General features: G+C 67.3%; 11 protein-coding genes and 1 pseudogene. 9 read left to right on the forward strand and 3 right to left on the reverse strand.

Going from position 1 to position 14,275, the window contains the following annotated elements; all coding sequences use genetic code 11:
* Positions 1-29: 29 nt before the first annotated feature.
* Both GBRO_RS20210 and GBRO_RS20215 read right to left on the reverse strand, forming a co-directional pair.
* Positions 30-1,037 (reverse strand): type III secretion system chaperone family protein, encoded by a 1,008-nt coding sequence (locus GBRO_RS20210; protein WP_012835739.1) that lies wholly within the window; start codon positions 1,035-1,037, stop codon positions 30-32.
* A 55-nt stretch (positions 1,038-1,092) separates the two neighbouring features.
* The gene (locus GBRO_RS20215) at positions 1,093-2,091 is read right to left on the reverse strand and encodes a D-2-hydroxyacid dehydrogenase (RefSeq protein WP_041920732.1); all 999 of its coding nucleotides are present in this window, start codon (positions 2,089-2,091) and stop codon (positions 1,093-1,095) included.
* Between the two features lie 84 nt (positions 2,092-2,175).
* Between GBRO_RS20215 and GBRO_RS20220 the strand changes: the two genes are divergently transcribed.
* The 8 genes from GBRO_RS20220 to GBRO_RS20255 all read left to right on the forward strand — a co-directional run bounded on the left by GBRO_RS20220 (position 2,176) and on the right by GBRO_RS20255 (position 11,977).
* Positions 2,176-2,784, forward strand: coding sequence for a DJ-1/PfpI family protein (locus GBRO_RS20220; protein WP_012835741.1), 609 nt, complete (start codon positions 2,176-2,178; stop codon positions 2,782-2,784).
* Positions 2,781-3,224, forward strand: coding sequence for a MarR family winged helix-turn-helix transcriptional regulator (locus GBRO_RS20225; protein WP_012835742.1), 444 nt, complete (start codon positions 2,781-2,783; stop codon positions 3,222-3,224). Before GBRO_RS20220 ends, GBRO_RS20225 begins: the two co-directional genes overlap by 4 nt.
* A 72-nt stretch (positions 3,225-3,296) precedes the next feature.
* A complete protein-coding gene (locus GBRO_RS20230; RefSeq protein ID WP_012835743.1) occupies positions 3,297-4,628 on the forward strand; it encodes an aspartate aminotransferase family protein in 1,332 nt (443 codons plus the stop codon).
* A gap of 6 nt (positions 4,629-4,634) precedes the next feature.
* A complete protein-coding gene (locus GBRO_RS20235; protein WP_012835744.1) occupies positions 4,635-7,616 on the forward strand; it encodes an FAD-binding and (Fe-S)-binding domain-containing protein in 2,982 nt (993 codons plus the stop codon).
* On the forward strand, positions 7,613-9,115 hold the full coding sequence (locus GBRO_RS20240; RefSeq protein WP_012835745.1) for an NAD-dependent succinate-semialdehyde dehydrogenase: 1,503 nt from the start codon (positions 7,613-7,615) through the stop codon (positions 9,113-9,115). Before GBRO_RS20235 ends, GBRO_RS20240 begins: the two co-directional genes overlap by 4 nt.
* 72 nt (positions 9,116-9,187) lie before the next feature.
* Positions 9,188-10,381, forward strand: a complete 1,194-nt coding sequence (locus GBRO_RS20245; protein WP_012835746.1) for a M24 family metallopeptidase — start codon at positions 9,188-9,190, stop codon at positions 10,379-10,381.
* Positions 10,382-10,409: 28 nt separating this feature from the next.
* A complete protein-coding gene (locus GBRO_RS20250; protein WP_012835747.1) occupies positions 10,410-11,648 on the forward strand; it encodes an aminotransferase-like domain-containing protein in 1,239 nt (412 codons plus the stop codon).
* Positions 11,645-11,977: a hypothetical protein gene (locus GBRO_RS20255; RefSeq protein ID WP_041919999.1), complete on the forward strand. Its 333-nt coding sequence runs from the start codon at positions 11,645-11,647 to the stop codon at positions 11,975-11,977. The genes GBRO_RS20250 and GBRO_RS20255 overlap by 4 nt, the downstream gene beginning before the upstream one ends.
* Here the strand turns inward: GBRO_RS20255 and GBRO_RS20260 are convergent.
* Positions 11,967-13,237, reverse strand: a protein-coding gene (locus tag GBRO_RS20260) for an IS3 family transposase (protein WP_085950389.1) whose coding sequence is annotated in 2 segments (ribosomal slippage) — positions 11,967-12,961 and positions 12,961-13,237 — 1,272 coding nt in all. Because the reading frame shifts where the segments join, the coding sequence is not laid out codon by codon here. The genes GBRO_RS20255 and GBRO_RS20260 overlap by 11 nt on opposite strands.
* A 44-nt stretch (positions 13,238-13,281) precedes the next feature.
* Here GBRO_RS20260 and GBRO_RS20270 point away from each other — a divergent pair.
* A pseudogene (locus tag GBRO_RS20270) lies at positions 13,282-14,268 on the forward strand (M20 family metallopeptidase); the annotation flags it as partial.
* Positions 14,269-14,275 lie beyond the last annotated feature (7 nt).

Below are 14,275 nucleotides of genomic sequence, written 5' to 3' on the forward strand. Positions count from 1 at the left end.
TGTGCGGGACGGAATCCGGGATGCAGCCGTCAGCCCCGGTGGCGGTTGGGTCGGTCCTCGCCGGCCTCGCCGCGTTCGGTGCCGCGCCGTACCGGCATCGGACGGGGGCCGCGCGCTCCTCCGGTCGGACCCGCCGCCGGTCGGGGCGCCTCGGTTCTGGGCGTCTCGGTTCTGGGCGCCTCGACCCGGGAGTCCGTCCGCGGCGCGTCGGTGCGCGTCTTCTCGGCGCGCCCCTTTGCCAGGTCCGGTGGCGGGGTGCGGACCGTGGCGGGCGCCGCCGCGGTCGGCTCGTCACCACCCGGAACGGCCGCGGCGCGGGCGCGACGCCCACGCTCTTTGTCACGCATGTGATCGGTCTTCTCGTCGGCCAGCTCGGCGCGCGTCGGCCCGTGTGGGTCCCGCGGATCCGGGGTGTCCTGGGGGTCGCGCATCGGCGGGAGCACCCGCAGCAGGTCGGCGAAGCGGCGCACCACGTCGAGGCCGGTGTTCAGTTCGCCGACGTCGTTGGTGAGCGGCATGGAGCCCAGTGCCCAGTTGCCCTCGTTCCACAGCACCTCGACAAAGGCCGGCGCCTTGTTGGCCAGCGCCACCATCCGGCGGTCGCACACCCGGCGGGCCACGTCAAGGTTGTTGGAGAACATCACTCGCGGTCCCATCGCACCGAGGAGTTCCACGTCTTCCTCGATCGGGGCGAGGACGTCCTCGTGGCGCAGGTCGATCACCACCGGTGACGGCCCGGCACGTCGAACGGCGACGACGGTGGCCGTGTCGACCAGGTCGAACACCACCGCCTCCACACCACCGTAATGCCCGAATGCGACATCGCGCACCGCGACGTGATCCGGCACATTCATGGTTGCGCGGTGAAAAACCTTGCGCAGCTTGGTATCCGACTCCCGGAACTTGAAGTCGTGCTCATCGCCCCACACCGCTCGCTGGTGCCGGGCAACATTCGATCGCTGCCGGTCCAGCCACAGCAGGACGACCGCACCGGCGAGGGCCAGTGCAGCTATGACGAAGTAGACGATGGTGGTCATCGCGCTACAGCCTACTATCGACGCCGCTCTCAGCTGCGCCGACGACCCGCCGAACTCAGCGGGTCACATACCCGCGCTGTTTGTCCACAACATTGGACAGCGCCCGATCGAGTCCGATCCCGCCGGATTCCCGGTATTTCCGCAGGTTGTCGAGTACCTGGTCGGCGAGGGAGTCGCGCCAGCCGAGGACATCGCCACTCATGTGTGCCGAGATCGCGACGTTCGGCAGGTCCCAGAGTCCGCTGTCCGGCGACAGCGGCTCGTCGACGAACACGTCGAGCGACGCGGCCGCGGGCGTGCCCGCTTTCAGTGCCGCCACCAGCGCCGGCTCGTCCACCAGTTGCCCCCGGCCGACGTTGATCAGGTGCGCCCCGGGTTTCATCGCCGCCAGTACCCGGGCGTCGACCATCTGATCGGTCTGCGGCGTCAGCGGGGCCAGCAGGATCACGTTGTCGAAGTCGCCCACATGCGCGGCCAGATCGGCGGTTGCGATGACGTCGCCGAAGTCCGGGTCGCCGGTCCGTGCGGTTCGGCCCGCCCCGGTGACGCGCATCCCCACCGCGGTCAGCAGCCGTGCGGTCGCCCGGCCGATCCCGCCGGTGCCGACCACCAGCGCCGAGCTCTGCCCGGTCAGCGTCGTCTCGCGATGCCGCCACCGATGCTCGCCCTGCAACGCCATCGACTCGTGTAATCGCTTGTCCCGCGCCAGGATCGACGCCAGGACGAATTCCGCGATCGGCTGGTCGAAGACGCCGCTCGCGTTGGTGACCACCACATCGGAGGACACCAGATCGTCGAAGAGCAGCGAGTCGACACCCGCCGCGCACACATGTACCCACCGCAACGACGCCGTGGGATCACCCCAGTTCTCGGCGAGGGAGCGCGAGAAGAAGTCCCACAAGACGAGGATGTCGGCGCCGGGAAGCTCATCCGCCAGCGTGTCGGCGGTGGCATGCCGAACCCGGGCAAGGTCCTCGATGTAGGCCAGGTTGCCCGGGGGCGCCACTTCGTCGGCGCCGAGAAGGACCAGAACGGGATCTGCGTCGGAAGCCATCACGGCCCACTGTAGCCAACGGTCCATTGACAGCATTCGGTCAATTATGACAGAATGCTGTCATATCCGATGAAGGAGCGCATCATGCCCACCGTTCACCTCGCCCTGTACGACACACTCGCCGACTGGGAGTTCGGGTTCGTCGCCGCCGGCATCAACAACCCGCAGTACCAGCGCGAACCGGGATCACATCGCATCGTCACCCTCGGAGTCTCCCGCGCCCCCGTGCGCACCATCGGCGGTCTGACGCTGGTCCCCGGCGTCACGCTCGACGACGTCGATCCCACCGAGAGCGCCATGCTGGTCATGCCCGGCGCCCAGAGCTGGGAGGACGGCAACGTTGAGTTCGTCGACGCGGCCCGCCGCTGGGCCGACGCCGGGGTGCCGGTGGCCGGCATCTGCGGCGCGACCCTCGGCCTCGCACGCAGCGGACTGCTCGATGATCGGCGCCACACCAGCAACGCACCGGAACAACTCACACCGACGGGGTATGCGGGTGCCGACCACTACGTCGACGCCCCGGCCGTCACCGACCGCGGGGTCATCACCGCCGCCGCCGTCGCGCCGGTCGAGTTCGCCCGCGAGGTCTTCGCCCTGCTCGACATCTACGAGCCGGCTGTCCTCGACGCCTGGTGGCGGCTCTATGGCCTCAAGGATCCGTCCGGCTTCTACGCACTGGCTGCCGATCGATGACGGAACACCAACGCCTGCTGTCTGATTCGGCACTCACCGTATTCCGGCTCAACGGACAGTTCCTCGCGCTGGCGGAGAGTCTGGCGCAACCGGTCGGACTCACCGCAACCCGCTGGCAGGTGCTCGGTGCAGTCATCGACACCCCGCTGACCGTCTCCGACATCGCGCGCTCCATGGGCATCACCCGCCAGAGCGTGCAGCGCACCGCCGACCTCCTCGTCGCCGACGGGCTCCTCACCTACCGCGACAACCCCGCGCACCGACGCGCCAAACTCGTCGCGATCACCGACGACGGCCGAGCCGCCAACGACGCCATCGGCCCCGCCCACCGGATCGTCGCCGACCGCCTGGCCTCGATCCTCGGGGACCAGCGATGGCAGCAGGCCCTCGATGCTCTGCACGACCTCAGTGCGGCCCTCGACGCCCACCCAGTAGCGTGAGCCGCTACCCCCTCCCACCTGCACCGACGTCGAATTGTTGACAATCCGACAAACTAGCGTCACCGTGGACCCATGACCGCCGGCCTCCGCGAACCGAATCCGCGTGTCACCGACACCGCACCCAGCCACCGCCAGACCGCATCGCTGAGTCCGCTGCTCAAACAGGCGACGCCGGTGGTCGTCGACCATGCGCTGGGCTCCTGGATCCACGGCACCGACGGCAACGATTACCTCGACTTCACCACCGGGATCGGCGTCACCAGCACCGGGCACTGTCACCCACGGGTGGTTGCGGCGGCACAAGCCCAGTGCGCCAAAGTGATTCACGCGCAGTACACGACGGTCATGCATCCGCCGCTGCTCGAACTCACCGAACGCCTCGGTGGCGTCCTGCCCACGGGACTCGACTCGGTGTTCTACGCCAACTCCGGCTCCGAGGCGGTCGAGGCCGCGATCCGTCTCGCGCGGATGGCAACCGCCCGGCCCAACATCATCGTCTTCCAGGGCGGATTCCACGGCCGCACGGTCGCCGCGGCAAGCCTCACCACCGCCGGCACCCGCTTCTCGGCCGGCTTCTCACCGCTGATGGGCGGTGTGCACATGGCCCCGTTCCCCTACGCCTTCCGGTACGGCTGGGACACCGATACCGCAGTCGACTTCGCGCTACGCGAGCTCGATTACCTCCTGCAGTCGCGCGTCGCCCCCAACGACACCGCGGCCTTCCTCATCGAACCCGTCCTCGGCGACGGCGGCTACCTGCCCACCCCGCCGCGCTTCCTCGCCGGCCTCCGTGAGCGCGCCGACGCCCACGGCATCCTGCTGATCCTCGACGAGGTGCAGGCCGGTTTCGGACGCACCGGCCGCTTCTGGGGTCATCAGCACGCCGACGGCCTGATCCCCGACATCCTCATCACCGCAAAGGGACTCGCCTCCGGCTTCCCCATCTCCGCGATCGCCGCGCCCGCCGAGATCATGAGCAAGGCGTGGCCGGGTTCACAGGGCGGCACCTACGGCGGTAATGCGGTGGCCGCCGCCGCGGCGATCGCCACCCTCGACGTCATCGAGGACGAGGGACTCGTCGAGAACGCCCGCATCCGCGGGGAGCAGATGCTCGACGGTTTACGGACGGTCACAGCACCTTTCGCCCAGATCGGCGACGTCCGCGGCCTGGGCCTGATGGCCGGGATCGAGTTCGTCACCACCGACGCGACCGGCGTCCGGACACCCGACGCCGCCGCGGCGCTGGCCGTCCAGCAGGCCACCACCACACACGGCCTGCTGACCCTGACCTGCGGGCCGGCCGGCAATGTCGTCCGCCTGATCCCGGCACTCGTGGTCACCGCCGACGAAATCGACCTGGGCGTCTCACGTTTCGCAGCCGCACTCGCGACAGTCCTCGGCTAGGCTGCGGTGGGCATCGCGACCGACCTGCGCGACCTCGGCGTCGACGCCGACGATTCCACTCGACGCCTCGCCGAATACTCCTACGACGCCTCCAACTACCGAATCCCGCCACAAGCGGTGGTGTTTCCGCGGTCGACCGCAGATGTCGTGACCGTCCTGCGCCACTGTCATGCGCACGAGGTGCCGGTGACCGCACGCGGTGGGGGAACGTCCATGGGCGGCAACGCCATCGGCCCCGGCGTCGTCCTCGATCTGTCCCGGCACATGAATCGAGTGCTCGACGTCGATGCCGAAACATGTACCGCAGTGGCCGAAACCGGCGTCGTCCTCACCACCCTGGCCGCACATGCACGCGCGGTCACCGGCGACGCGCTCACCTTTGCGCCCGACCCGTCGTCGGCGTCACGCGCGACGCTCGGTGGCGCGATCGGCAACGACGCCTGCGGAAATCACTCGGTCCGGTACGGACGCACCAGTGATCATGTGATCGAACTGGACCTCGTCACCGCCGACGGGCATGCGCTGACCGCCACCCGCACCGGACTGCATGCCACCGACGCCGACGACCGGGCCGCCGTCACCCGGGCCACCGAGATCACCACGGCACTCCGGGAACTCACCGCGGCCAATCTCGCGATGTTCCGCACCGCTCTGGAAACCATTCCCCGCCAGGTGTCCGGCTACCATCTCGGTAAACTGCTGCCGGAGAACGGCTTCGACGTCGCGCGAGCCCTCGTGGGGACCGAGGGGACCTGTGCCGTCATCATCTCGGCCCGCGTCCGCCTGGTTCCGGTGGCCACCTCCGCGCTGTTGTTGTGCGTCGGCTATCACTCACCGTCGGACGCCGCGCGGGACGTTCCCGCCATCCTGCCGTTCGCGCCGTCTGCCATCGAGGGCATCGACCGCAAGATCGTGGCCACCATGGCCGCGCGCCGCGGACCAGACACGGTGGCCGGCCTCCCCGACGGCTCGGCCTGGCTGTTCATCGATGTCGACGAACAGAGCGCCGCAGCACAATCCGAGAACGATGTATCGGCCACCGCGAAACGTCTTCTCGACCATCTGCGCGGCGAGGGCCGGATGATCGAGGCGACCGTGGTCGACGACCCGGTGCGCCGCAAGGCGCTCTGGCGGGTCCGCGAAGACGGCGCCGGCCTGTCCTCGCGGCTCGCCGATCCCGACGACGAGAACGTCGGCAGCGGTTACGAATCGTGGCCCGGTTGGGAGGACGCCGCCGTCGCGCCCGACCGCCTCGCCGACTACCTCGACGACTTCGCCGAACTCCTCGACGCGCACGGCCTCGAAGGGGTCATGTACGGGCATTTCGGCGCCGGGTGCATGCACGTCCGCATCACCTTCGATCTGCGCACCGCGGCAGGTCGTGCCGCAATGGGCAGATTCTGCACCGAGGCAGCCGAACTCGTGGTCGCCCATGGTGGCTCGCTCTCCGGCGAACACGGTGACGGCCGCGCCCGGTCCGCGCTGTTGCCGATCATGTACTCCCCCGAGATGCTGCGTGCCTTCGCCGAATTCAAGCGCATCTGGGATCCGCGCGGCACTCTCAACCCGGGCAGCATCGTCGACCCGCCTCCCATCACTGCCGACCTCGCCTTGGCCGACGTTCCGAACCGCCACTGGCCCACCGCATTTCTGGGAGTGCCGGCGACGAACCCACCACCGCCCCCTGAGCTGCGAGGAGCGCCAGCGACGAGCCTCGAAGGGCCCGACCCCTTCGTCCACGCCGTCCAGGGCTGCATCGGGGTCGGCCGGTGTCGCACCACCTCCGGCGGCGTGATGTGCCCCAGTTACCGCGCGACCCGGGACGAGAAGGACTCCACCCGCGGCCGCGCGCGGGTACTGCAGGACATGGTGCGCACCGCGCCGACGGTCGAGAAGGGCTGGCGGTCAGCCGACGTCGCCGACGCACTGGACCTGTGCCTGTCCTGCAAGGCGTGTTCGAGCGACTGCCCCACCGGTGTGGACATGGCCACCTACAAGTCAGAATTCCTCGATCACCACTACCGTCATCGGCTTCGGCCGCTGTCGCACTATTCGCTGGGCTGGATGCCGGCGTGGTTGTCGGCGGCGAGCCTCGCCGCACCGCTGATCAACCGGACACTGTCGTCCCGGCTGGGTGTGCTTTCGGCCCGTGCGGGCGGGATCGATCCGCGACGTTCCATGCCGCACTTCGCTTCTCGCGCCGATCGTCGGGTACTGCGGGAGCTGACACCGTTGTCTCCAGAGGCCGACACGGTGCTGTTCGTCGACTCGTTCACCAAGGCGTTCCGGCCACACGTCGCGACCGACACTGCTTCGGTGCTCGGGTCCACCGGAGACAGCGTCGGCTGTTCGCCCGACAACTGCTGCGGGCTCACCTGGATCTCCACCGGACAACTGCACCATGCCCGAAAAGTACTCCAGCGCACCGCAACAGCACTCGACGACGGCACCGACCGTCCCATCGTCGTGCCGGAACCGAGTTGCGCCGCGGCGCTGCGCAAGGATCTGCCGGAACTGGTCAAGACCGATGCCGCACACCGCGTGTCCCGACGGGTCCACAGCTTCGCGTCCTACCTTCCGACGCTGATCGCCGCCGGCTGGCAGCCCACCGACCTGCCTCGGGAGGTCACCCTGCAAACGCACTGTCACGAGTACGCCGTCTTCGGCGCTTCGACCGGCCGGGCGGCACTCGAGTCCCTCGGCATCGCGGTCCACAACGCCGAGGGATGTTGCGGTGTCGCAGGCAACTTCGGCTTCGAGCGCGGCCACTACGAGGTGAGCATGGCGGTCGCCGAGAATGCCCTCGCACCCGCGCTGCGCGCCGACCCCGCCCGCCCCGTCATCACCGACGGCTTCAGCTGCGCCATGTCAGTCGACCATCTGAGCAGCGTCGAATCGGCCCTCGCCGACACCCGCGGCGTCCACCTCGCCGAGCTCCTCACCTCCTTCGCCACAACGCAATCCCTCACGAAAGGACCCCGACCATGACCACCGTCGAGTCCCGCACCGTTCCCTCGATCGAGAAGATCCACCCCGACCTCTACATCGACGGCGCCTGGACCCCGGCCGCGTCGGGCAAACGCTTCGACGTGGTCAACCCCGCCACCGAGGAGGTCCTCGCCCGGGTCGCCGACGCCGACGCCGCCGATGCGCGCCGCGCCCTGCAGACCGCGGCCGATCATCAGGCGCAGTGGGCGGCCACCGCCCCCCGCGCACGCAGCGAGATCCTGTACCGCGCACATCAACTCATCATGGGCCGCGTCGACGAGATCGCCTCGGTGATGACCGCCGAGATGGGTAAACCCCTCGCCGAGGCGAAGGGTGAGGTGGCCTACGGCGCCGAGTTCTTCCGCTGGTTCGCGGAGGAAGCCGTTCGCATCGGTGGCGACCACACCACCACCGGCGACGGTGGCAACCGCATCATCGTCACCAAACAGCCGGTGGGGCCGTGCATCCTGATCACTCCGTGGAACTTCCCACTCGCGATGGGCACCCGCAAGATCGGCCCGGCCATCGCCGCCGGTTGCACCATGGTGTTCAAGCCCGCCGAGCTGACCCCGCTGACCTCCCTGGTGCTCGCCGACATCCTCACCGAGGCAGGGCTTCCGGCCGGTGTCCTCAACGTGGTGACCACCACCGACCCGTCCGCGGTGGTCACCGAATGGATGGACAGCGGACTGGCCCGCAAGGTCAGTTTCACCGGCTCCACCGAGGTCGGCAAGACCCTGCTGCGTCAGGCCGCGGGCACAGTGATGCGCACGTCGATGGAGCTCGGCGGCAACGCACCGTTCATAGTGTGCGCCGACGCCGATCTCCCGCGTGCCGTCGACGGCCTGATGATCGCGAAGATGCGCAACATCGGTCAGGCCTGCACCGCGGCCAACCGGGTCTTCGTGCACCGCAGCGTCCTCGACGAGTTCACCGGCCTGCTGAGCGACCGGATGGCCGCGTTGGAGGTCGGTGACGGCGCCACCGAAGGAATCCAGGTCGGGCCGCTCGTCGAACCCAAGGCCGTCGCCAAGGTGGAAAGTCTCGTCGACGACGCAGTGTCCCGCGGGGCGTCCCTACGTTGCGGCGGCACCCGGCCGGACGGTCCGGGCTACTTCTATCCGCCGACCGTGCTCGCCGACGTCGATCCCGCGGCCGATCTGATGTCCACCGAGATCTTCGGACCTGTCGCGGCGATCGTCGGCTTCGGCGACGCCGGGCACCCCACCGACCCGGCCGCCGACGACGAGGTCCTCGCCCTGGCCAACGACACCCCGTGGGGTCTCGTCGGCTACCTGTTCAGCCAGGACGCCGACCGGCTCGAGCGGATGTCGGCAGCACTGGAAGTGGGTATGGTCGGGATCAACACGGGTTTGGTGTCCAATCCGGCCGCACCCTTCGGCGGGATCAAGGAATCCGGTCTGGGTCGCGAGGGCGGTCGACTGGGAATCGAGGAGTTCCTCGACGTGAAGTACCTCGCCGTTCCCGTCCGACGCTGACACTCAGCTGCCAAACATCCATCAGTCCAGAGACTTTCGAGCAAGGACATCCGAGCAGGCTAAGGAGAGAGCATGTACCTCGGTGCTCAGCTGTTCACCGACAGCGAGTACGAACAGCGCCTGATCCGGGTCCGTGAACTCATGGACCGGCAGGGACTGTCGGCGATCATCGTGACCGATCCGGCCAACATCTTCTACCTGATCGGCTACAACGCGTGGTCGTTCTACACCCCGCAGATGCTGTTCGTCCCCATCGAAGGCGAGATGGTCTTCTTCGCGCGGGAGATGGATGCGCATGGCGCACACCGCACCACGTGGTTGCCCGAAGATCAGATCGTCGGCTACCCGGAAAGCTATGTGCACCGGCCGCATGTCCACCCGTTCGACTGGGTCGCCTGGTCACTACGCCAGCGTCATCTCATCGCACCGGCATCCAAGGCCGGCTCGGTCGGTCTGGAGATGGACTCACACTTCTTCTCCCCCAAGGCCTATCGAGCGCTCTACAACGCCATCCCGGAGTGGAAGCTCGTCGACGGCTTCGAGCTGGTGAACTGGGTGCGATCGGTCAAATCCGACGCCGAGATCCAGTTGATGCGACAGGCCGGGATGGTGTGCTCCGAGGCGATGCGCGCCGCGATCGACACCATCGATGTGGGTGTGCGCCAATGCGATGCGGCCGCCGCCATCTCACAGGCGCAGATCACCGGTACCGATGAGTACGGCGGCGACTACCCCGCCATCGTCCCACTGTTGCCCACGGGTGCCGCCGCCGACACCCCACACCTCACCTGGCATCAGGGCACCTTCACCGAGAACGAGGCGGTGGTGGTCGAACTGACCGGCGCGCACAACCGCTATCACTGTCCGCTCGCCCGTACCGTCACCCTCGGCGCACCGTCGAAAGACCTCGACTATGTTGCGCAGGCGACCGCCGAGGGGCTCGAGAACGTGCTCGACGCCATCCGTCCGGGCGTCGCCACCCGCGAGCTCGCTTCCACCTGGAACTGGACACTGGCCAAGTACGGGCTCGAAAAGCCCTCTCGCCTCGGCTATTCCATCGGAATCGGGTATCCGCCGGACTGGGGTGAGCGCACCATCAGCATCCGCTCCGAGGACGAGACCATCCTGGAGACCAACATGACCTTCCACATCGTCTGCGGAATGTGGATGGACAACTACGGTTTCGAACTCTCCGAGTCGGTTCGGGTCAGCCCGAGCGGTGTCGAGACCTTCACCGCCTTCCCCCGCGAACTCATCCAGAAATGACCACAACACAGCAGGCGAGGTGACGATCATGACCACAACCGAATCCATCCACCAGGCACGCAACACGGCACCCACCATCCCACTGGCCGGGCGCGCAAAGGATCTCGTCGGGTCGATGATCGACTCCTCCACGTCGCTGCTCGCATCCCAGTCACACGACATCGTGCGCTTCGCGATGGGGTCACCCGCCGACGAGGCCGTACCGGCCGACGAGTTCCGCGCGATCGCCGGCGAGATCCTCGACAACTCGTCGTTCACCTACGGCGCCACCGAGGGTGAGCCGCGACTGCTGCAGTTGCTCGTCGACTACCTCGCCACCACACCGGACCCGTCGAGTCATGAACGGCTGGTGATCACCACCGGCGGTATGCAGGGACTCGACCTGGCGTGCAAGCTGTTCGTCGACCCGGGCGACCTCGTCGTCGTCGAATCCCCCACGTACACCAACGGAAGCGCTACTGCACTCTCCTACGGGGCGCAGCTGCTGGAAGTACCGGTGGACGACGACGGCATGCAGGTGGACCGCCTGGAAGAACTCGTGGCACATACGCATCAAACACCCAAGGCCATCTACACCATCCCCACCTTCCAGAACCCGTCCGGTGTGACGCTGTCCGAAGAGCGACGACGAGAACTGCTGCGACTGGCCCACATCTGGGGTTCGGTCATCATCGACGACGACCCGTACGGGTTGCTCCGCTTCGCCGGCACCGATCTGCCCACCTTCCAAACACTGAGTCCCGCAGACCCCCTGGTCTTCTCGGTGCGCACCTTCTCCAAGATCCTCGCCCCGGGTTGGCGGGTCGGCTGGGTCGACGCCGATCCGTCGTTGCGGCAGTTGCTGATCAACGGCAAGCAGGCGATGGACACCTGCACCAATGTGCCCAATCAACACATCGTCGCCGAGTACATCGCACGCGGCGGTCTCGAGGACCATCTCACCGGCATCCGGGCGCTCTACCGCGAACGCAAGGATGCGATGCTCGATTCCATCGCCCGGCACCTCGGCGACCGGGTCGTCACGACCAACCCGGAGGGCGGCTTCTTCCTGTGGGTCACGTTGCGTGCGGAGTTCGCCGAGATCGACACCCGCGAACTGTTCGAGGTCGCCCTCGCCGACGGGGTCGCGTTCATCCCCGGACCCGCCCTGTCGCCGGGTGGGCGGTTCCGCAACTCGATGCGGTTGTGCTTCGCGTCGAGCACACCGGAACGAATCGACGAGGGTATCCGACGGCTGACGGCAAGTCTTGAGAAGATGGCAGGGTGAGCGGTGCGGACGACAACGACAGAGCAGACGGCTATCCGGGCGGATACTCGCAGCTGACAGAGGCTGAGGAGGGCGTCTGTGGCCACATCACCGCCGACACCATCGCTGCGCTGACCGCCGCGCTGGTGGAGGAGCCCAGCGAGAATCCCGGCGGCACCGAGGCCGCCACGGTGGAGGTCCTGGCGGGGGCCTGCCGTTCATCGGGCCTGTCGATCAGCACGCACGAGGTGGCGCCGCAGCGTCCCAACCTGGTTGCCACGCTCAACGCAGGCTCCGGCCCGGGAGTGATGTTGATCCACCCCGGCTTTTCCGGAGAGCTCAGGTTGTGAGTGCCCCCTCCGGATTGAGGGTGCGCATGTGATCGTAATGGAGTCGCTCAGCGTGGTCGGGGGTGAGGTCGTCGCAGTAACTGTGTGGGCGTTCACGGTTGTAGAACGCCACCCATTCGGCCGTGCCCAGTGACAGTTCGGTCGCGCCGTGAAATCGCGGCTGGTTGTCGACGAGTTCGTTCTTGTAGTCAGAGTTCACCGACTCCGCGAGCGCGTTGTCGTAGCTATCCCCAACGCTGCCAATAGAAGCCGCGATGCCTTCCTCGGCCAACCGCTGCCCGAACACAATCGCTGTGTACTGCGATCCCGCGTCTGAATGGTGTATGAGTCTCGTTAAATCAACTACACCGCAACGCTTTCGGTTGTCTATCGCGTTGTTGATGGCATCGGTAACCAGGTTCACTGTCATTTCCGAGGCCACTTTCCAGCCGACAATCTTGCGGGCGAACACATCGATGACGAACGCCGTGTACGCCCACCCCGACTTGGTGCGGCAGTAGGTAAAATCGGCTACCCACAACCGATTTGGTGCCGCAGCATAGAACTGTCTGTCGACCAGATCCGCCGGCCGCGACGCTGCCGCATCAGGGATGGTCGTACGCACTCGCTTCTTCTTACTCGCGCCATGCCATCCCATCTCCCGCATCACTCGTTCAACAGTGCATCGAGCAACATCAATACCACTGCTGCGCAATACTATCCATGTCTTGCGTGAACCCAGAACCCGCATCAGCGGTCGCTTCCGGCGCAAAGCGAAGATCGCATCGATGACCTGCGCATCGGCGAACATGCGGGCGCTCGGCCCGCGGTTGATGTGATCATAGTAAGTGGACGGGGCGATGTGGATACCATGCTCGCAGAGCACGGCGCACATCGAATCGACGCCCCAGACAAGGCCATCCGCACCCACCTGGTGTCCCTGGTGAGTGCGGATGAACTCCACAATTAGCGGTGTGGCCGGTCGATCTCGGCCGCGAAGAAAGCCGACGCCGCCTTCAGGATCCCGTTCGCTCGTTTGAGCTCGGCCACCTCGCGCTTGAGTCGTCGAATCTCCTCGCTATCGGCCTTGGCTGGCGCGCTGGCGGCGCCCGACGGCGCCTTGCGCACCCACTGGCGAACCGTCTCCGCCGAGCCGACTCCGAGCAAATCCGCAGTCTTGCCCATCGCCGCCCACTCGGTGGACCCCTGAGCCACCAACTGCTCGACCATGTCCACCGCGTCGCGCTTCAACTCATCCGAGTATCGCTTCGATCCTGCCACTGCCATAGGTTTCATTCTCCCTTGAGACGAACCCTCCGGAAACACCGGGACGGATCATGTTCCTCGGGCACTCCGACGTGGTCCCGGCCGGCCCCAATTGGACCGCCGATCCCTACCGGGCACGCTATGCCGATGGCCGCATCTACGGTCGCGGCGCCACCGACATGAAGGGCGGACTCGCCGCGGTGGTGGCCGCCATGCAGGCGCTGGCCCACGCCCCGGCCTACGGCGTCGAGTTGTCCGGCCCGGTGCGGCTGGTGTGCACGGTCGACGAGGAAGAGCACGGCATCGGAGTCCGCGACTTCGTCTCCCGCCCAGCCGATCACGATTTCCTGGGGTGCATCGTCGCCGAACCCACCGACATGCAGGTCGTCCGTGGTTGTCGCGGCGCGTCGTACCTCGAGGTCGACGTCTTCGGGCGCGCCGCCCACTCGGGACGGCCGTCCGACGGACGCAGCGCGATCAATGCCGCCGCGTCGATCGTCGACCTCATCCGCTTCGATCACGAGCAACTCGCGATGACCCTCGACGATCTGTTGGGTTGCGGCACATGGAATGTCGGCACGATCACGGGTGGTCAGGGCATCTCCGTCGTCGCCCCGACCTGCTCACTCGGCGTGGATCGTCGCCTCATGCCCGACGAGGATCCGCACGTCATCGCCGAGCAGTTGCGCTCGGCCATCGCGGCCTCCGGAATCGACTCCGACGGCATCACCGTCGACGTTCGGGTCACCATGGAGATGCCCGGATTCGCCACCGCAGCAGACCATCCCGTGGTCACCACGTCGGTCGGCGCGGTCACCGACGCCGGCGGCACCACCTCGGTCGGCGGCTGGAGCGCCGCCTGTGACGGTGGATTCATCAGCCGCGACCTGGGCATCCCGGCGATCGTGTTGGGCCCTGGCAACATCAACACCGACGCCCACCAGCCCGACGAGTCGGTGGCCGTCGCCGACCTCGTCACCGCCGCCCGAACCTACGCCCTGGCCGCCCTCCGCCTCCTCGGCACACCGATCTCACCAGCAGGTTGAGCCACCA

This window comes from Gordonia bronchialis DSM 43247, assembly GCF_000024785.1.
Classification (GTDB): Bacteria; Actinomycetota; Actinomycetes; order Mycobacteriales; family Mycobacteriaceae; genus Gordonia; species Gordonia bronchialis.